The organism is Nostoc sp., assembly GCF_036917555.1.
Lineage (GTDB): Bacteria > Cyanobacteriota > Cyanobacteriia > Cyanobacteriales > Nostocaceae > Nostoc.
Genome location: NZ_JBALDD010000089.1, coordinates 1 through 18,962 on the forward strand (window position 1 = coordinate 1; position 18,962 = coordinate 18,962).

Annotated in this window: 18 protein-coding genes, 1 tRNA gene and 1 pseudogene; 12 read left to right on the plus strand and 8 right to left on the minus strand. The window is 41.0% G+C overall.

Annotated features, from left to right (window positions below):
- A partial coding sequence (locus V7K60_RS33000) for a hypothetical protein (protein WP_334932178.1) occupies positions 1-214 on the plus strand: 214 nt, incomplete at its 5' end.
- Positions 215-401: 187 nt separating this feature from the next.
- Here the strand turns inward: V7K60_RS33000 and V7K60_RS33005 are convergent.
- The 3 genes from V7K60_RS33005 to V7K60_RS33015 form a co-directional block, all read right to left on the minus strand.
- The gene (locus tag V7K60_RS33005; RefSeq protein WP_334932179.1) at positions 402-980 is read right to left on the minus strand and encodes a Uma2 family endonuclease; all 579 of its coding nucleotides are present in this window, start codon (positions 978-980) and stop codon (positions 402-404) included.
- Positions 981-1,361: 381 nt separating this feature from the next.
- Positions 1,362-1,434: transfer RNA gene (locus V7K60_RS33010), tRNA-Arg, on the minus strand.
- 44 nt (positions 1,435-1,478) lie between these two features.
- Positions 1,479-2,666, minus strand: coding sequence for a murein hydrolase activator EnvC family protein (locus V7K60_RS33015; RefSeq protein ID WP_334932180.1), 1,188 nt, complete (start codon positions 2,664-2,666; stop codon positions 1,479-1,481).
- A 355-nt stretch (positions 2,667-3,021) separates the two neighbouring features.
- On the opposite strand from V7K60_RS33015, the gene V7K60_RS33020 reads away from it, so the two are divergent.
- Together V7K60_RS33020 and V7K60_RS33025 are read left to right on the plus strand one after the other, a co-directional pair.
- Complete coding sequence (locus tag V7K60_RS33020; RefSeq protein WP_334932182.1) at positions 3,022-3,297, plus strand: hypothetical protein; 276 nt, start codon at positions 3,022-3,024, stop codon at positions 3,295-3,297.
- Positions 3,298-3,760: 463 nt separating this feature from the next.
- Positions 3,761-4,405, plus strand: coding sequence for a DUF4439 domain-containing protein (locus V7K60_RS33025; protein ID WP_334932184.1), 645 nt, complete (start codon positions 3,761-3,763; stop codon positions 4,403-4,405).
- A 72-nt stretch (positions 4,406-4,477) separates the two neighbouring features.
- Here the strand turns inward: V7K60_RS33025 and trmFO are convergent, their stop codons facing one another.
- Positions 4,478-5,794 carry an FADH(2)-oxidizing methylenetetrahydrofolate--tRNA-(uracil(54)-C(5))-methyltransferase TrmFO gene (gene trmFO, locus V7K60_RS33030; protein WP_334932185.1) on the minus strand — a complete coding sequence of 439 codons (1,317 nt, stop codon included), beginning with the start codon at positions 5,792-5,794 and terminating at the stop codon, positions 4,478-4,480.
- 401 nt (positions 5,795-6,195) lie between these two features.
- Between trmFO and V7K60_RS33035 the strand changes: the two genes are divergently transcribed.
- Together V7K60_RS33035 and V7K60_RS33040 are read left to right on the plus strand one after the other, a co-directional pair.
- Positions 6,196-6,450 carry a hypothetical protein gene (locus V7K60_RS33035; protein ID WP_334932187.1) on the plus strand — a complete coding sequence of 85 codons (255 nt, stop codon included), beginning with the start codon at positions 6,196-6,198 and terminating at the stop codon, positions 6,448-6,450.
- Between the two features lie 579 nt (positions 6,451-7,029).
- Positions 7,030-8,304, plus strand: coding sequence for a ribulose bisphosphate carboxylase small subunit (locus tag V7K60_RS33040; protein WP_334932188.1), 1,275 nt, complete (start codon positions 7,030-7,032; stop codon positions 8,302-8,304).
- A 298-nt stretch (positions 8,305-8,602) separates the two neighbouring features.
- Here V7K60_RS33040 and V7K60_RS33045 read toward each other — a convergent pair.
- The 3 genes and pseudogenes from V7K60_RS33045 to V7K60_RS33055 all read right to left on the minus strand — a co-directional run.
- A pseudogene (locus tag V7K60_RS33045) lies at positions 8,603-8,674 on the minus strand (DUF4351 domain-containing protein); the annotation flags it as partial.
- Positions 8,675-8,739: 65 nt separating this feature from the next.
- Positions 8,740-9,489 (minus strand): hypothetical protein, encoded by a 750-nt coding sequence (locus tag V7K60_RS33050; protein WP_334932190.1) that lies wholly within the window; start codon positions 9,487-9,489, stop codon positions 8,740-8,742.
- 363 nt (positions 9,490-9,852) lie between these two features.
- Entirely contained in the window at positions 9,853-10,248 is a 396-nt protein-coding gene (locus tag V7K60_RS33055) for a hypothetical protein (RefSeq protein ID WP_334932192.1), read from the minus strand.
- Positions 10,249-10,419: 171 nt separating this feature from the next.
- Here V7K60_RS33055 and V7K60_RS33060 point away from each other — a divergent pair, with 171 nt between their 5' ends.
- The 6 genes from V7K60_RS33060 to V7K60_RS33080 all read left to right on the plus strand — a co-directional run bounded on the left by V7K60_RS33060 (position 10,420) and on the right by V7K60_RS33080 (position 14,137).
- Positions 10,420-10,656, plus strand: a complete 237-nt coding sequence (locus V7K60_RS33060) for a hypothetical protein (RefSeq protein WP_334932194.1) — start codon at positions 10,420-10,422, stop codon at positions 10,654-10,656.
- 417 nt (positions 10,657-11,073) lie between these two features.
- The gene (locus V7K60_RS35500) at positions 11,074-11,220 is read left to right on the plus strand and encodes a DUF4870 domain-containing protein (RefSeq protein ID WP_442944505.1); all 147 of its coding nucleotides are present in this window, start codon (positions 11,074-11,076) and stop codon (positions 11,218-11,220) included.
- A gap of 344 nt (positions 11,221-11,564) precedes the next feature.
- Positions 11,565-12,470 (plus strand): beta-1,6-N-acetylglucosaminyltransferase, encoded by a 906-nt coding sequence (locus V7K60_RS33065; protein WP_334932196.1) that lies wholly within the window; start codon positions 11,565-11,567, stop codon positions 12,468-12,470.
- A gap of 14 nt (positions 12,471-12,484) precedes the next feature.
- Positions 12,485-13,600: a Gfo/Idh/MocA family protein gene (locus V7K60_RS33070; RefSeq protein ID WP_442944506.1), complete on the plus strand. Its 1,116-nt coding sequence runs from the start codon at positions 12,485-12,487 to the stop codon at positions 13,598-13,600.
- Between the two features lie 7 nt (positions 13,601-13,607).
- Positions 13,608-13,853, plus strand: coding sequence for an HNH endonuclease (locus tag V7K60_RS33075; protein WP_334932198.1), 246 nt, complete (start codon positions 13,608-13,610; stop codon positions 13,851-13,853).
- Positions 13,854-13,891: 38 nt separating this feature from the next.
- Positions 13,892-14,137 (plus strand): hypothetical protein, encoded by a 246-nt coding sequence (locus V7K60_RS33080; RefSeq protein ID WP_334932200.1) that lies wholly within the window; start codon positions 13,892-13,894, stop codon positions 14,135-14,137.
- A gap of 402 nt (positions 14,138-14,539) precedes the next feature.
- On the opposite strand, the gene V7K60_RS33085 is transcribed toward V7K60_RS33080, so the two are convergent.
- Positions 14,540-17,281, minus strand: a complete 2,742-nt coding sequence (locus tag V7K60_RS33085) for a DUF3536 domain-containing protein (protein ID WP_334932201.1) — start codon at positions 17,279-17,281, stop codon at positions 14,540-14,542.
- A 535-nt stretch (positions 17,282-17,816) separates the two neighbouring features.
- On the opposite strand from V7K60_RS33085, the gene cax reads away from it, so the two are divergent.
- Positions 17,817-18,914: a calcium/proton exchanger gene (cax, locus tag V7K60_RS33090; protein WP_334932202.1), complete on the plus strand. Its 1,098-nt coding sequence runs from the start codon at positions 17,817-17,819 to the stop codon at positions 18,912-18,914.
- The last annotated feature ends 48 nt before the right edge of the window (positions 18,915-18,962 follow it).

Genomic DNA, 18,962 nt, shown 5'->3' on the forward strand with positions numbered 1-18,962 from the left:
TAAAACGTCCGGATATTCCTATGTTTATTGTCTAGTTGTTTGGCGCTTGGCACGGCTGCGCCGCGCCCTCGCTTGTGACAGTTGCGTAAGTCCTGCTAATAAAAATGTGAATACAGATAATGGGAATTTAGCCAGCATAAATTTGAGCGTCAAGAAAGCAGTGGTATCAAAGATTGGAAGTTCTTACTACAAGTTCCTTGAAGGGGATTTCTAATCGTGCGTAGGCATAGCCCGCACTTCGGCTGCGCTCAGTGACCGCCGCAGGCATCGCTATAAAATTTTAAATGTAGTTCCAGTAGCCTACGTCAGCAAGGCTTTTGATGTTTAAAGAGGTGTCGATGGTTTAAGCGAATTTGAGAACGTTCAGTGATTGTAGAAATAAAATCAAGATAATCAGTCATCTATGCAAAAATCTGCTGTAAATTTAAAATAAAACCAGGGAGAATATCTTCACCCGATAAACTTGTAGGAGATTGTAAAACTTTCGGTGCAAGATTTGGGCGATAAATTATTACTTGTTTATCTTTAGGATTAATTAACCAACCCAGTTGTAAGCCATTCGCTAAATATTCCTCCATTTTGGATTTAGTATCTTCCACATCATCAGTTTCAGAAACTAATTCCACTGCAAAATCAGGACACAAAGGGAGAAATTTCTTTCTTTGTTCTGGGGTAAGAGCATCCCATCTTTCTATCCTTACCCAAGAAGCATCAGGTGAACGAGTTGCACCATTTGGCAGTTTAAACCCAGTAGAAGAATCAAAAGCTTTTCCCAGCTTATTCTGTCTGTTCCAAACTCCTAAATCAAGATACAGTTCAAAATTACGGTTTCCAGTTTCTCCCCCAGTAGGTGACATGATAATTAATTCCCTTTCAGCAGTTAACTCTAGTCGTAATTCTTTATTCACGGCTACAATTTGTGCAAATTCCTCATCAGTAAATTGCAGATTAGAAGGTAATTGTAAGGTTAAAGCAGTCATAATTAATTGCGCTCTACAAAAATCCTAGTTGCATCAAACCCATACGCTGTTAAATAGGGAAGATTTAGCCTCTATCTCTACTTTAGGAATTCCTTCCAACAAATGCGACGTTGTTTTATTTTTAAAAAAGTTTGGGGTAGGTATAAGTCTGAAAGATTGAATGAGTTAAGAAAAATTGTAGGTTGGGTTGCGCTTTGCTTAACCCAACCAAGCCCCGGAAATTTGGGTTTCGTTCCTCAACCCAACCTACACAGTTTAAGGTTTTTGGCTAATTTTTGTATTCCAGACTATCCATTGCCATTCTGTCTCATAGGGTAAACTAGGTTTATCCCTTGAGAGAAAATTGACCTCTCGATTTTGTGGTTAGTCTTATAAAGGTAACGAGCGCGGAGGGATTTGAACCCCCGACCCACAGAACCGGAATCTGTTGCTCTATCCACTGAGCTACGCGCCCTTATTCTTGAATATTATAGCACGTCTGTGATAGAATTTGCAGCCCTAAAGATAATTAGCTGGGTCTACGGGTGTACCATTCCGACGAACTTCAAAGTGGAGATGGGGGCCGGTTGAGAAACCTGTGGAACCGACAGCAGCGATCGCTTGTCCGCGTTCGACTGCTTGTCCCTCAGAAACATACAACTCGCTGGTATGACCGTAGAGTGTAGTCATGCCATTACCGTGGTCGATAATTACCGCTCTGCCATAACCACCGTACCACCCAGCAAAAATTACTGTTCCCGAATCGGCTGCCCGAATTTTACTACCATAGCTGGCGGCAAAATCTAACCCCGCATGAAAGCGACGATAGCCAAGAATAGGGTGTATCCGCCAGCCAAAGGGACTGCTAGTAGGAGCATCGCTAGGATATGCCATTATACCAGTTCCCCGAATGATGATACTTGTTCGGCTGTTGGTTTTTGCTTGGGCTTCTGCTACCTTTTGTTGAATCAAGACTTCCAGATTTTTCGATTCTCTTTCTAGCTGATTTTGCGCTGCTTCCAAAGCGAGGCGATCGCTATTCAGGCGTTGAATCAATTCTGATTGTGATTGCGTCTGGGTTTGATAATCAGCTTTTTGTGCCAACAGTTGCTCACGAATTAAGCCAATTTCGTTTTTTTGCTGTTCTACTTCCGTTTTTTGTTTATCGATTGAGTTTGCTTGGGTGTTGAGTTTTAGTAAAATTTTCTGGTCTGCCTGAAACACTAACTTCAACTGATGACGACGGCTGAAAAAGTCGCTGATATTTTCACTTTCGAGCAAAACTGCCCATCCCGCAAAAGCAGGCGATCGCTGGAGGTAACGCAATCGTGCTACTGTTGCGATTTGCCGCTCCTGATATGAACGTTCTGCCACATCTAAATCAGCTTCTAACTGCTGGAGGCGTTGGGTAGCGAGTTGTAATCGTGATTCGCTCTCTTGAAGATAGCTATCTGTAGTTTGCAGATTTTGCTTTAAACCAGTGAGGTGTTTTTGGGCCTCTTGTTGGAGATTATTTAAGCGATCGCGATCGTTAACCACACTCTGACGCTGCTGGTTCATTTGTTGCTGCTGTTGTCGCAGAGTATCAATAGACCCTGTAGACGTTGCGTCGGCTGGAATTAATGCCAAACAAATCCACAAAATGCAGCAAAATGCAATCAATAAACAGCAATAAATCTGCTTTTTTTCTAGAAATCGCCCTCTCATAGTGCGAACCTAATCAAAACGATACTTTCAAACACTATGAGGATTATTCCCAAAATTTGATTCACCTACTCCAATGCATTATTAAATTGTCTGCCAAGTTGTAATGTCCAGGCAATTAAGCATAATACCCGGAACCCCATCGTTTCATTATGGGTAATTTGGCGGACATGATATAACACAAAGATTCCAGCTATGTCAGCATTGAGCAGGTATGTGAGTGGGTGAAATGTATGAACGCACGTATAGCAATTCTCTTACAGCAGTTTTCATGTATTTGAACCACATCTGTTGTAGGGGCGCAAGGCCTTGCGCCCCTACCACGTGGTCTATTTACCTGAAAATAGCTGTAATTACCTTGGTTTTTCCAGGTTTGGCAGTGGTGGGAGTATCGTTGTATTGGTTTAATCTCGATTATGCAGCACTGATTAAAGCTGAAAAGTATGTGGAAAACCTGGTAGAGGTTGGAAAAGTAAATGATAGACAGTTAGAGTATGCCTATCATCGCACCTATATTCATCGCATCAACGTATTTGCCGATGGGACTTGGGGATTGCTAGGAACTGTAATTACAGTGCTAGGTATACACGGATTAGTCACTATTAAGATAAGTAAATTAAACGAGCATAAATAATACAAAGTTACTTTTATTCGCTTTTCTTTGAAAAGTGAATAATCTGACTAAATGCTTGACTATACTGCGTTTCGTTAAAAATACAAAAATAGTATTTATCCATCTTTAGTGTAATTGCTGACACTATTACCAAAATGAGTTACAAATGAGCAGTCATTGACTTGGAAAGTGAACATCTAGTCAAGACACATTAGAACTATTCGTTGGGTAAAATTGTTCTTTTCCAAGGGTAATACTTGCAGCCAGGGTTACAGCAGATTGCAAGTTAATTAAGTACAAATATACCCCACCCTAACCCTCCCCTTTCTAAGGGGAGGGAACAAGATTTCTTATTTCCCCCCTTTATAAAGGGGGTAAGGATGTACTTCATTTAGATGCAAAATGCTGTATTCATGCCCTGGCTATTCGCTCATTTTCATATCCGTATCAAAAAAACCGTAATTTCTTTAGGAGACACTAACTCATGGACTATCAAAACCCTTTCAGCAAAAAATCCTCCCGCCGTGGGGTAATAGTGAGTGGAGCAGTTGGTGGTATAGCGACTGCGTTAGGTTTGCCCCTGATTGCCCAGAAGGCTGATGCTCGGACAACAACTGCTGGGCGAAACGATGTAAAAATTCTGAACAATGCTCTTTATTACGAACATCAGGCAATTTGGGCTTATGGTGCTGCTGCTGGCAAACTGACTAATACTGAAGTTGGTAAAGCTGTTTTGGCTTTGGCGCTCCGCAACCAAGCGGATCATAAAAAGCATCGAGATGCTTTAGCAGCTACGATCACCACTTTAGGGGGAACTCCAGTAAAAACAGAGTCTACCTATGATCTTTCATCTTACATCAAAAGGGGTGAGGGGAACTTGGATAGCGATGTGAATATTGCCAAGCTGGCTTTAGCTTTGGAGACTGATGCTGCGATCGCCTATAGCCACGAAATTGCTAAGTTGAAAACTCCAAAATTGATTACTGTCGGGGCAAGTATCGGTTCTACTGAGGCTGCCCATGCTGCGGCTATTCGTGCCACTTTCAAAGCACTTGGAGTAAATCTCGAAATCGTACCAGTGTCTTTTGTTAGCTCTGAGAATCGTGAAGCCTGGGTACTGAAGGTATAGATAGGGAGTGGGGAAGGTGGGGCCCCCTCTGGGGATAAGGGGTAATGGGGAAATCTCAATGCCCCATTCCCATTAATTATGATTAACTTTCCAGTTTGCCAAATCAGCTAAAGAGCGATCGCGGTAACGTCCATAACGCTCTGGTTTACTTTTTATTTTCACTCCTAAATCGGGGAAAATCCCAAAGTTAGGCGGCATTGGTTGGAAATGCTTCGGCGAAGCGGAACTAATAAATTCTAATAACGCACCCATCATTGTTGTTGGTGGTAAAACCAAAGCTTCTTTACCCAAAGCTAATCGCGCTGCATTAATTCCCGCCAAGCAACCACCCGCAGCCGCAGCAGTGTAACCTTCAGTACCAATCAATTGTCCAGCGGCTAACAATGTCGGACGCTCTTTAAATTGCAAGGTAGGATGCATTAACTGGGGAGCATTAATAAAAGTGTTGCGGTGCATTACTCCCAGCCTGACAAACTCTGCTTTTTCTAAACTTGGAATTAATTGAAAGATTCGTTTTTGCTCACCCCAACGCAGATTAGTTTGAAATCCTACCATATTCCATAGTTGACCAGCTTTATCTTCTTGTCGTAACTGCACCACAGCATAAGAGCGTTCCCCTGTGCGAGTATCTGACAATCCCACTGGCTTTAGGGGACCGTAGCGCATGGTATCTTCTCCCCGCTGTGCTAGTTCTTCTATGGGTAAACAGGCTTCAAAAAATTTCGCCGTTTCTCGTTCAAAACCCTTGAGTTCTGTTTGTTCAGCTTTACAGAGTTCTTCTCGAAAGTGCAAATACTGCTCTTTATTCATTGGGCAGTTGAGATAAGCGGCTTCACCTTTGTCATAACGTGATGCCATAAAAGCAATGTCACGATTAATCGATTCTCCCACGATAATCGGACTAGCTGCATCAAAAAAGCTGAGGTATTCCATCCCCGTAAAGCGGCGCAAATCTTCTGCCAAATCAGGACTCGTTAAAGGCCCGGTTGCCAAAACCACAATTCCTTCAGGAATTGCAGACACTTCACCCCGGCGAAATTCAACTAAAGGATGACTCGCTAAAGTTTCAGTTAAATCTTGGCCAAATTGTCCCCTGTCTACAGCTAGCGCCCCACCAGCCGGAACGGCGTGTTCATCAGCTTTTGAGATGACGATCGAACCGAGTTGGCGTAACTCTTCGTGCAATAATCCCGCCGCGCGATCGCTTGCCATTGCCCCAAAGGAATTACTACACACTAATTCTGCTAAATGTTCTGTATGATGAGCAGGACTAAATCGCTTTGGACGCATTTCATGCAAAATTACTGGCACTCCAGCTTGGGCTATTTGCCAAGCTGCTTCTGTCCCAGCTAGTCCACCTCCAATTACTTGTATCGGTTGTATTTCCATAGTTAAATTTTTAATTCCCATATTATAAGTATCCATCAACATTACAGAAGTAAAATTAAATAAAAAGTCATGTTAAACCATAACAAGTGCAAATAAAGTATTGGGTCAATTGTAACGTTGAGACTGCACTCTCAAGGTTTTTTACAATCGATTTTGCTGTCACACGAAAAGCCACCGTCAGCGGTGGGCTTAACATTTTCCAACTGGCAGATTGCCAGCAAGTGCGATGGCTACGCCCGCCGCAGGCATCGCGTTCTCAGCCATTGCCTAATTGCATTAATCAAAAAAGTAGTAATAAAAGTAGGATATTTTGTATAAACCCTTGATTTATCCTTTTTCGAGGTGATAGATTAAGTATGTATTCAATAACTAGTTAAAAATACCTAATTGAGGCGTGATTTATGACTAAAAACAAAATCAAAGATAACATCGATTTAAATATAGCTCCAGTTATGTTTATTGAGGAAGTAACAAATGATCAGGAATTAAAAAGTGTATACGGTGGTGCAACACCTCCTGTTTCACGACTAAGCCCTGAAATTATTGCTGCTCTTGAAAAGCGCGGTATTAAAGTGACTAATGATCCTAACAACCCAAATATATTAACAGAAGAGGCGTTGTCTGCTTTAAAAGAAATTTTGGGTGATAAGACGTAGTAGATATAAACGATTTCCATTAACTATAATGATATGTAATATTAGGACATGTTTTCAAACAGACTGTATCCTAAAAAAATAGATTAATTTACAGCATTTTGCATTTAAATGAAGTATATCCTCTACCTCTATTAATCCCCCCGATGTATTGAGGGTAAATTCTCAATCTAGTTCCCTCCCCAATGCATCAAGAAGGGTTAGGGAGAGGTATTTTTGTACTTCATTAACTTGCAATCTGCTGTAAGTAATCCTGGAATTATTCTAATGGCTGATCAAAGTCAACCCCTTTAGGGAATTCAAAATTCAAAATTCAAAATTCAAAATTATTATCCCCATAAATTTATTTAGGGGCTTGTATCATGAGTCTGTTTTGGTCATTTGATATTGTAATCAAATCTTTGGCACTACCAAATAACAGCAGTTTTAACTTCTTCCATGCTTGGGAGCCTGTTCAATGGCAACAGACAATCAACCCAACAAATTAACAAGTACAAGCTTGTCTGAAAGAAAAGCGATCGCTATCCCCAAAAAAAACTTAACATTAACCTTATAAGTGTTAATTTTTCATCACATAAACTCATGGGTTACTACATCGCTCCCCGCTTTTTGGACAAACTTGCTGTCCACATCACCAAAAATTTTCTAAAGCTTCCTGGCGTGCGAGTTCCCGTGATATTGGGTATTCATGGACGCAAAGGAGAAGGCAAAACATTTCAATGTCAATTAGTCTTCGAGAAAATGGGTATCGAAGTAACTCACATATCTGGCGGCGAATTGGAAAGTCCAGATGCGGGAGATCCAGCACGGTTGATCCGGTTGCGCTATCGGGAAACAGCAGAACTGATCAAAGTACGCGGCAAAATGTGTGTACTGATGATTAACGATTTAGATGCCGGTGCTGGACGCTTTGACGAAGGGACTCAATATACTGTAAACACGCAGTTGGTGAATGCCACACTGATGAATATTGCTGATAATCCCACAGATGTGCAGTTGCCGGGAAGCTATGATTCCACACCTTTACATCGTGTGCCGATTATTGTCACAGGTAATGATTTTTCCACCCTTTATGCACCGTTAATTCGGGATGGACGGATGGAGAAATTCTACTGGGAACCAGATAGAGATGACAAAGTAGGAATTGTCAAGGGTATTTTTGAATCGGATGGACTGTCACAAAAGGAAGTTGAACAGCTAGTTGATACTTTTGTCAATCAGTCTATTGACTTTTTTAGCGCTTTGCGATCGCGCATTTATGACGAACAAATCCGCAACTACATTCATAAAGTAGGTTTTGAGCAGATATCCTTAAGTGTGGTTAACAGCGCTAAAGGGCCACCAGAGTTTAAAAAGCCAGATTTCAGACTGTCTCACTTAATCGAGTCTGGTAACTTCCTAGTTGGCGAACAAAAACGGGTGGAAAATTCCCATTTGGTTGATGATTACAATCGACTTAATCGAGGTAGAAATTCTCAATCAGCACCACCTGCTGTTGTGAAACCAATTAGTCAACCGTCAAGCAATGGTGCAACTCAAGAAGCAAAAACTAATGGATTTCAAAAACAGGAAGCATTCAGTCCACATTTGACTCTAGATACACAAGCTCAAATTAGGGAATTATTATCTCAAGGTTACAAAATTAGTATTGAACACGTAGATGAGCGCCGCTTCCGCACAGGTTCTTGGCAAACTTGTGTTCATAGCCACATTGATGCCGAGTCTGATGCCATCTCAAATTTGGAGTCAACTTTGGCAGAATATAGCGGTGAGTATGTGCGCTTAGTAGGTATCGATCCTAAAGCCAAGCGGCGAGTGGTGGAAACAATTATTCAGCGTCCAAATGGAAACAATTAGGGGCAGATGCAGCAGAATTTGGGAGTTAGGAATCGGAAGTTAAATCGACGGCTATAGCGTCTACATAGATAAAACCCGCGCAGGCGGGTTTAAAAAAGCTTTATTTTTCTATTAACTCATATCATGTCCGGGTAATTAGCTGGTAAAGAGATAGTTCGGTTAAGGCAAGAGACGCGAGGAATCGCCATCAAGACAAAAGACTGATTATTGTAGAGACAGCGATTTATCGCATCTTTTTGATCTTCCATCAAGAAATTTCTTATGCTGTTTGATTTGCCTCCAACCAGTTAAGTAAATCCTAAATGATTGTAAAATCCAATAAAGCTTCGCCAAGTGCTTCTAATTGCTCTAGGGAAAGAGTTTGAATGCGTCCTTAAATTTGCCAGACTTTAACTAATTTATCTGCATATCTCTTACCAAGTTCTGCTTCACGGGCTATCTACAAGTATTTGCTGAAGCTGAGTTCATATCCCTTAAATCATCTGTAAATACAGCTGTGTATTGATAAGGTGATGAACCAGAGCAATTCATGGAATTTGTATTAGTGCCACGGGGATTCCACCATGACTGAGCTTTCACAGTCAAATTTGTGCCATTCCATGATAGGTGATTGACAAGTAAAGAGTTAGTTTGTCCATTATCTGGCTTTTTAGAAGATAAGAATGTGGCATAATTAACCTGGCCATTAGCTGGATTAATCCGAGCTATAACTGCGGCTTTTGCCCCGCCTCCATTGCCATAGCTAGACAACCAACGCCCACTGGCAAAGCGGCGAAAATCATTACCTGTCTGAGTGCCTGTGGAAGAGTAAATGCCATATAAAACATCACTTCCATTCCAATACAATCCGTAACCTGTACCATCGTCATTTGTTGTCTCGTAATCATTACGACACCATGCTTTTATCCCATTATTGAAGCGGATAGTTACAGGGTTTTTGTTATTTGAGAGTTGCTGATAACCAATGTAAATTCTTGCTGATCCATTAACTACTTTGGGGCCATTTTTAGCTGCGATTGCCGCTTCACTATCATTGCAACTGAATGTCACAGCATCACCGATCGATGTATTTATGGTTTTGGCTATAACTGGAGCAGTTTTTTGTGTGAGAACTAGATCACCTACTAAAATTACAGACAAAGAAATGCCCGCAAAATACTTTTGTAATTTGCCAGAATATATCATGTTATGAATCTGCCGAGACAAGGAACGGAAAACACCGTATCACTATAAACTCTAATCAGTATTTATACAAGTAAAATGCTTGAAAACGCTATGCTGCAAGACTCTCAGTACTACAAAATATTAGGTAGGACTACAAAATGCCCGCTCTAATATGCATGATAAGGCATGATAGTAACTGTATATAATTATTGTTTATCAATGAGCATTAGTAAATATAAAAAATTGCAATAGGTTATGCTGTAACATAAACAATTGCAATAGTTGAGAAAATAATTTTAATCAGCAAAGTAGCCTTTGTTCGCTGCCTACATCCCTTGCAAGAAGATTACTTTGGCTCTGTCTTATGCTTTTATCCGGGCTGTATTAGGTAGTTTTAGGATTTTCATTAGATGCTTCTCCAACAACAGCTTTCAGGCGGCTCAATCTACTTTTGCGAACCCGTTCACTATCACGAACCCCACCCGCCATTTCATATTCGCTGCTATCTTTGCCATATTTAAAAGCAACCCCTCTTACCATCTTGTCTGTAAGATTACTTAGAGTTTTTTCCATCGTATCGATTTTAGTTTTGGAAGAATCAATTACAGTTAAAGCAATGTTATAAGCATCAAGCATAGTTCTTAGCTGCTCAATTGCTTGACTCAAGTTTTGCAAATCGCAATCATCACCAAAATTCATATTTGAATCAATTGCTTTTAGTCCAGCGGATCTCAACTCAGCTTTTTCGAGAACACGGGATGTACGTTTTTTACGAGACATCAATATATTCCTTAGAGAGGTTTCTAAAGCTACTTTGCCTTACTAAAGCTGTTTTTTGGTTCAGTAAAATTAGTGAATAATTATATTTGTTAAAAAAATCCAAACCCATCTGAGTAATTTCTCTTGATTCTCAGTTTTTACCTATTTTTCTTTGCAATTCCTTTAATATTGATGAGGAATATTACAATATTGATAAGGAACATTTCAATGTTGATGAGGAATATTGCAATGTTGATGAGGAATATTACAATGTTAATAAGGAACATTTCAAGGTTTATGAAGAACGTTGCAATGCTGATGAGGAACATTGCAATATTGATGAGGAACGTTGCAATGCTGATGAGGAACGTTGCAATGCTGATGAGGAACATTGCAATGTTAATAAGGAATATTAGACTTCTTGCATGAATCAATGAGCTTTCACCCTAAGAGGATGTTTGAAAAGTCGTATTGTCGGTATAAAAAGTTTTAGATCCCCCTAAATCCCCCTTGTAAAGGGGGACTTTGATTCCGGTTCCCACCTTTTTAAGGGGGATTAGGGGGGATCTAAAAGTGCCTAAAATCACAGTGAAATACTTTTCAAACAACCTCTAAATCCCTCTCCCAAGCTTGGGAGAGGGACTTTGAATTTGGCTCCCCTTATGCCAAAATTGGGAGAAGAGGTTGAGAGATGTAGCAAAATCCCTCAGAGTGGGCGAATTTTGCATTTGTGCAAGACCCTTGCTATTAGGTATCCCAAAAGACGGCTGCTAGTTTCGCCAGTACCCAGTATAAACTTTCAGACTATTTTCAGATTGCGATCGCCCAAGTTGCTAAAGTTGTCGGTTGCAGCTATTCTTAGTAGTTTTAAACTTCGACTACTCACTGAAGATTTACAGCCCTTTGCCATCGTTTCTGGTGATTTTTGCTGCTATTAAAGCTTACAATGGTGAGCCTGATCGTTACCCTTTTACAATTAAAATTTTACAATAAAAAATGATTAAGCCTTTGTTGGGTAAGACTTACAATTTTCAACAAAGACTAAAAATTTACACCTCTATCGCTCCCTTTATGGGATGTTAGCATGATACAATATAGCATTTCCAATCAGACAAGGTACATCATAGTCCTCCCCTCCTCGCTTGCTCTTAGGGGGTTAAGGGTGGGGTTATTGTAGATCACTCAACCGAGAACTGATAGATTAGAACTTGCTTTTTTGTCTGAAAATTTTTTTGAGGCATTCATCATTGCGTGATCAAGCTGAAATTAAATAAATACTATAAAATCAAGAGAACGGAAGAACGAAATTTACTTATACATATACCAAAATAATTTTTATGAGAATAGCATACGTAATTTTGGCACATCATTATCCTGAACAATTGGCTCATCTTATTTCTAAATTGAATACAGATGATATTTTCTTTTTTATACATATAGATAAAAAAACAGATATGACAATATATAATCAGATATTTAATCAATTTAAGGAGTTGACTAATGTATTTTTTATCAAGAGATATAATTCAGTATGGGGAACTGTTAACATTGTAAAAGCTACTTTAGAAGGGATAAATTTAATAGTAGAAACAGGACTTGAATTTGATTATATTATACTCTTATCAGGGCAAGATTACTTGATAAAATCAAATGCATATATCAAGACGTTTCTACAAGCTAATCAAGGTAAAGAATTTATAGAATATTTCTCACTACCTGATAGTAGATGGGGCGGCGGTGGTTTAAGAAGAATAGAATATTGGCACATCCGTTGGAATAATAAATGCTTTTCTATTCCCGAAAAACAGGAATTTAAATCTCCTATTGCATCTTTCTTATATTCATTACTTATTTTACCTTTCCTTAAAAAACGTAAACTTCCTGAAGGCTTTGCTATTTATGGAGGTTCTCAATTTTGGTGTTTAACAGGAGAATGTATAAAATGGATAAATATTTTTGTAAAGAAAAACCCTAAGTTTGTTAAACGTTTTAATTACACTTTTTGTGCAGATGAGATATTTTTTCATACACTTATTTTAAATTCACCTTTTAAAGATAAAGTAGTAAACGATAACTTGAGATATATAGATTGGAGTAATATTAATCCTTATCATCCAAAAACTTTAGATAAAAATGAGTTTGAAAAAATCAGGCAATCAGAAAAATTATTCGCTAGAAAGTTTGATGCAAGTAAAGATTCGGATATATTAGATATGATTGACCAAAGAATATTAAGCAAATAGTAACTTGGATAATTATGGGAGTAAATGATGATATGATTGGGGTTGCGATCGCAGGCACTGGATTTGGTCAAAAAGTCCACATCCCTGGATTCCAAGCACATCCTCGCACTGAGGTAGTTGCTGTTTATCATCGAGATATAAATCAAGCCAAAGCTATAGCAGAATCTCATAATATTCGTCATGCTTACGACTCACTTGCAGATATTGTGGCATTACCAGAAGTGCAAGCCGTCAGCATTTCGACACCGCCCTTTTTACACTATGAAATGGCAAAAACTGTATTGCAAGCTGGAAAACATTTATTACTAGAAAAACCGACAACTTTAAATGTATTTGAAGCGAAAGAACTTTATCAGTTAGCTAAAGCAAAAAGCGTCATTGCAACTGTAGATTTTGAATTTCGCTTTGTACCAGCATGGCAATTCTTTGCAGAATTATTGTCAGAAAACTATGTGGGTAAGTTACGCCTAATTAAAATTGATTGGTTAGGTTCTTCTCGTGCTGATACTTCACGCCCTTGGAATTGGTATTCTGATAAAGATAAAGGAGGCGGTGCATTGGGTTCTTTGGGTTCTCACGCCTTCGATTATATTCACTGGTTATTCGGGCCAGTGCATAGATTAAACGCCCATTTAACTACTGCTATTCCTACACGAGTTGACCCGATTAGTGGGGAATCTAAGCTAGTGAATACAGATGACAACTGTATATTAACGCTGGAATTAACGAATGGTACACCTTGCCAACTTTCTATCAGTGCGGTTGTTCATGCAGCAAGAACCCATTGGGTAGAAGTATATGGCGATCGCGGTACATTAATAGTGGGCAGTGAAAATCAAAAAGATTATATACATGGTTTTCGTGTTTGGGGTTCCCAGCCAGGTAAACCTCTAATAGAAATAGAAATACCGAATCGATTAATTTTTCCCAAAAATTATGCTGATGGCCGCATTTCGGCATTTATTCGTGTAGTAGACCAATGGGTGCAAGGAATTGATCGCAATCAGGAAATCACACCATCGCTACGCGAAGGAATTTATTCTCAGTTGTTGATGGATTTATCTCATGAATCGCATCAAAAAGCAAGTTGGGTAGACGTACCCAGTTTGGAAGAATTTCTTAGTAACTAGAAAACAAATGAGCAAAACTCCCCGCATTCGTATCCCACCGGAAGTCAAAAAATATGTTTTTCAACGCGACCAATATCAATGCCGAAGCTGCGGTAAAACTAATGTAGAAACTAACCTCAGCATTGATCATATCATTCCCCTGGCTCGTGGCGGTCACAATGATATCAGCAATCTTCAAACTCTCTGTTTTACCTGTAATCAGCAGAAAACAGATAATATCGATCCGCGTTTCCGGCGATATTTTCAGCTTTAGGTTACGATGGTATGGGCTATTAGTTTCTCTTCATTTCTATGTCTCAAAATCACAATAGCAATTCCCGAAGATTTCCTAACATTAAAACTACGATTTTCTACCTCTTTACTGTCATAGCTATTTTAGTAGTAGCCTTTCCCTGGTTATATGAGATTAAAACTAAAGCTGGGATCGATATATCACCTGGACGCCATGCAGGAACATTTTTTGAAAAACATACCCGTGGACTCTTCAAGTGTGAGTGGCTTTATCCCTACCATTGCGATCGCTCTCATGTTAAGTAAAGGAAGTTATAGCGGTTCTCGTTTACGTGAGGTACACCCGTAGGGGCATGGCAGTGCCCCTACGTGTCAACTTAAGCTGAAAGCTATATTGGGTAGGTGTTTTACACATCACCTCACGCCCTCATTCTCTAACCCTTTCTCCCTTGGGAGAAGGGGAATTAAATCTCTTGCTCCCCTCTCACGGATGGGAGAGGGGCTGGGGGTGAGGGCAAAACGTTCTCACCAAGCGGGTTTCACGTTAAGTTGACACGTATGGGCACTGCCGTGCCCCCCTACACTGGTGATGTAATGTTGTACTGCATCTGAATGGGAACCGCTATAAAAAGAAAAGAGGATAATTATCCCCTTTTCTCTGTGTGAAATTTTTACCCCAACTAATTTACCACTGTACAGCCTCTACATCTATCCCAACTGATTTGAGATCGAACTGACATCAACAGCTAATTTTTTACCCAACTTGAGCAACTGAAGACACTGATTATCTCCTTCATTACCAAGGCTAGTAATACACACTGGCGCTATCTGACTTTGCAGACAACTAAAGTATAGTTCCTGCGATCGCTGTAGGGAAATATGAATATTTAGTTGATCCCCGACATCAATCAATCGTTCCAATAGTTGGATATCTGCATTAAAATTACCATTGGCATCGTGCAATAATTGCCAGAGCGATCGTGCAATTAACTGTTCTAACATCTGCTTACCGTCGGGAATATTCAGCCGACAACGCAGATGTTTTGCTTCAGTAGCGATCGCCTCTAATTCTAAGATGTGATTCCAACTCTTTTGGGGATCGGCAATATCTTGCTCAAGCGATCGTAATGTCATTAGACAGCGATGCCCTAAAGCAATATCGGCTGCTACCTGCAATTCTTGTGGTACTGCTATTTCATCTCGGTGAAACGCCATCAGCACACCGTAATTATCGCGGTAGGCTTGGGTATACAACTGCCCTAAGCGTGCCAGTGTTTCCTGACTCAGCAGCCCCATAATTCGATGACGTTCTTCAGCAAATAGATTTTGCAAGCTGAAAGCTTCTTTTCCAAATAGCTGTGTCATCGCCGAAATAGTATGAGCCGCACTAGCTTGTTTTAGTGCGCCAAACAGCTTTTCTTTTAATTGGCTGTAGTCACGCCGCCCAGTGAATTGCTGAATGCCGCAATGAAAATCCCAGCCTCCCAAATGCAAAACTGCAAATACCAAATGCTCACTTTCCCAAGTAATCTCTGACACTAGCTTTAAATTTCCCACAGCCAGAGTTAGCGATCCCATGCGTTGCAGTTGGTAATCTAGTTCATTGGCAGCGTAGCAATAAACCCGCTTATGGTAACGTTGAGACTGTTTTTCAGCAGTATCTTTTCTCGGTAGGGAATTGTGCGTCTCTGCTAGTTTCTGATTGGTAAACAGGGAAGTAATGGCGTAGTGGGCTGCTACTTGCTTAAAGCCAAGTTGGGCAGTTAGCACGAGTTGCCGATAAATTTCCGCACCGTGTTTGAACTGATTCACATTACTGGGGGCTAAACCAAGACGTTTGACGAAGCCTTTTTCCAACTGCACACCCGCCACATCCCCTGCCAATTCCAAAGCATGGGCGGCATAGCGCAGAATTTGTGTCCCCTCTGGACGGGAAATTTCTTCAAAAAACCAACCGCAACTAGTGAACATCAACAAAGCGTGACGCTGCATTTCTAATAGGCGGAGTGCGTCTACTTGTTCGGCTGCGGTTAGTTTGTGGGTTTGATGACGGGCGAGGAAACGGTTGACATTGGTAGCAGAGCGATCGCGCATTACTTGGATATATTCATCCCGCGCTAGCCAGGGATCGCGAAATAACTGTCTACCATGTTCTTCATACACCTCAGTTAGCTGATCCCGCAGCCAATTTAGGGCATCCCGCAGTGGACGACGCCATTTCTGATGCCAAACTGAGCCTTCCCCACCACAACCACAATCATCCTCCCATCTGCCGACACCGTGGGCGCAACTCCAGGCTGTGACTGACTTTAATTCCACTTCCCAACTGGGAGAATTTAAGCTCAGGTAGTGGGCAAAGTTTGTCACCGTCCAACCCTGTTGAGGAAACTCTTTGGTAAAGGCGTAGGCTAAAGTTTTCTCTGTTCCCTTTTTGTGGTGTCCAAAGGTTTCCCCATCCGTTGCCACAGAAATCAACTGTGCCAGACGATGATCCCCACGCACTGCTGAACCGATACGTCCGGCAAAGTGACTGGAATTATAAACGACATCACTAAAACCCATATCCCGTGATATCGGCCCATCGTAGAAGAAGATATCAATGTAGGGTAATTCTTCTGTACTACCATCTTTGGGGCTTGTAGCGATCGCCTCCGGCGGGGCGTAGCCCATCGCACTTAGAGGTGAAGATGAAATATCTAGTGTGGGCTGTAAATAACAACGATAGGGACGGGTGGAATCAATCTGACTACCACCAACTTCGATCCATTCAGGATTGGGATGATCTGGAGTGGGGAGGGGACGGCAACGCAGTGCTTGAGATGGTGCCAGGACAATGAAGCGAATACCCTCAGCAACAAGAGCTTCTAAAGTGGCGTAGTCTACAGCAGTTTCTGCTAGCCACATCCCTTCGGGATCACGTCCAAAGCGGGAGCGGAAGTCTTCTTTACCCCAGCGAATTTGGGTATATTTGTCGCGCTCGTTCGCCAGAGGCATGATGATGTGATTGTATACTTGCGCGATCGCATTGCCGTGACCATGCAAGCGTTGGCTACTCTTGGCATCCGCCTCTAAAATTCGCTGATAAACTTCCACATCGTAGCGTTCTAGCCACGACATCAGCGTTGGGCCAATATTAAAACTGAAATACTCGTAATTATTGACGATCCCCACGACTTCGCCTTGGTCATTTAAGACTCTGGCAAAGGCATTTGGACGATAGCATTCCCAATGAATCCGCTCATTCCAATCATGGAAAGGTGCAGCGCTCGGTTGGCGTTCAATTGCGTCCAGATAAGGGTTTTCCCTTGGTGGCTGGTAAAAATGACCATGCACCGTCACATAAACACCATTAGCCTTTCTCAGGGGATCGGTTTCTTTGGTGTTATTGGGATCTGAATGTAATGTTAACGTTGAGCCAGAGCTAGCTGGCATTTGGGCAGCAGAAGTCATGTATATTTATCCAAAACAAAAAACTTGCATTTGCACCGAAATAATTGTGCATAAACCTTTGTCCGATAGTTTTCACACAAAATCCGGTATAAACAACAACTATGAAACTCAACCAAATTTTTGACAAGGCGGTCTTATTGTAGTGGGAAATCTGCGTTATCGCACAGCCCTTTCCCTGAAGACTTAAAATAATTAGCCATTGAACAAAGCCTCAGTTAGGGGTTTTTTCTTCTTCTTTAGCGCCAATCAATATTTTAATTGTCTTTTAATATATTAAACCCGATTTTTGATGTAATATTTTGGCTTAAATTCATACTTTTGCAACAAAAGATTACGAAAACTCATTATATCGCAATTTTGCTTTACACAACATCCGCAGCGTTGAACGGAAAACAGTACAATTTCTGAATTGCTCTACAGGCGGTTGAGAGTACCATATCGGAGTGCTGAGTGAAAGTGATTAGTTAATTCAACACTCCAAATTTGAAACTTAGGATTGGTCGCTGTGAATGATACCCTCAACTTAAGACAACAAATGTCAACCAAAAACATTATTCTTTTCGTTTTACTACTGTTCATCCCGGTTTCTGTAGCAGCCCACTTTCTAGAATGGGGAGAATTGACAGTTTTCATTACAGCTGGATTAGCAATTCTGCCCTTAGCAGCTTGGATGGGTACAGCCACAGAAGAAATTGCTGTGGTAGTTGGGCCATCATTGGGGGGCTTGTTAAACGCCACTTTTGGCAATGCTACAGAACTAATCATCGCCCTAGTAGCGCTGAACGCTGGGTTAATAGATGTAGTCAAAGCCAGTATCACGGGATCGATTATTAGCAACTTACTACTGGTGATGGGTTTTTCGATGCTTTTGGGAGGACTGCGCTACAAAGAACAGACATTTCAGCCAATTGTGGCGCGGGTGAATGCTGCTTCGATGAATTTGGCGGTGATTGCCATTTTGATGCCAACGGCAATGAACTATACCTCTGAAGGAATTAACGAACAAACACTGCAAAATCTTTCTATTGCTGTTGCTGTAGTATTAATCTTGGTTTATGCCCTAACACTGCTATTTTCGATGAAAACTCACTCCTATCTTTATGATGTGGGTCTAGCGGAGGCAGAAGCAGAAGTTGAAGAAATATCTCATGGTAAACCAAATATGCCTTTATGGGTTGGCGTGCTGCTAGTATGTACTTTGCTAGTGGCAATTGAGTCAGAAATGTTGGTCGATTCTCTGGAAGTGGCCACATCTCAGCTAGGTTTGACGGCGCTGTTTACAGGGGTAATTTTGGTTCCCATCGTCGGTAACGCGGCTGAACACGCCACAGCAGTCACCGTGGCGATGAAAGATAAGATGGATCTTTCCCTGTCGGTAGCTGTGGGATCGAGTATGCAGATTGCCCTATTTGTTGCACCTGTGTTAGTTATAGCAGGGCGGGTATTGGGGCAACCAATGGATTTGGATTTCAAACCCTTTGAATTAGTCGCTGTGGTTGTGTCAGTGTTGATTGCCAACAGTATTAGTTCTGATGGTAAATCCAATTGGCTGGAAGGCACTTTGTTATTAGCTGCTTATACAGTATTGGGGTTCGCCTTCTACTTCCATCCAGTGATGGAAGGTATGAGGTAGTACCGCAAGGCGGAAGTCAAAAGTCAAAAGTCAAAAGTCAAAAGTCAA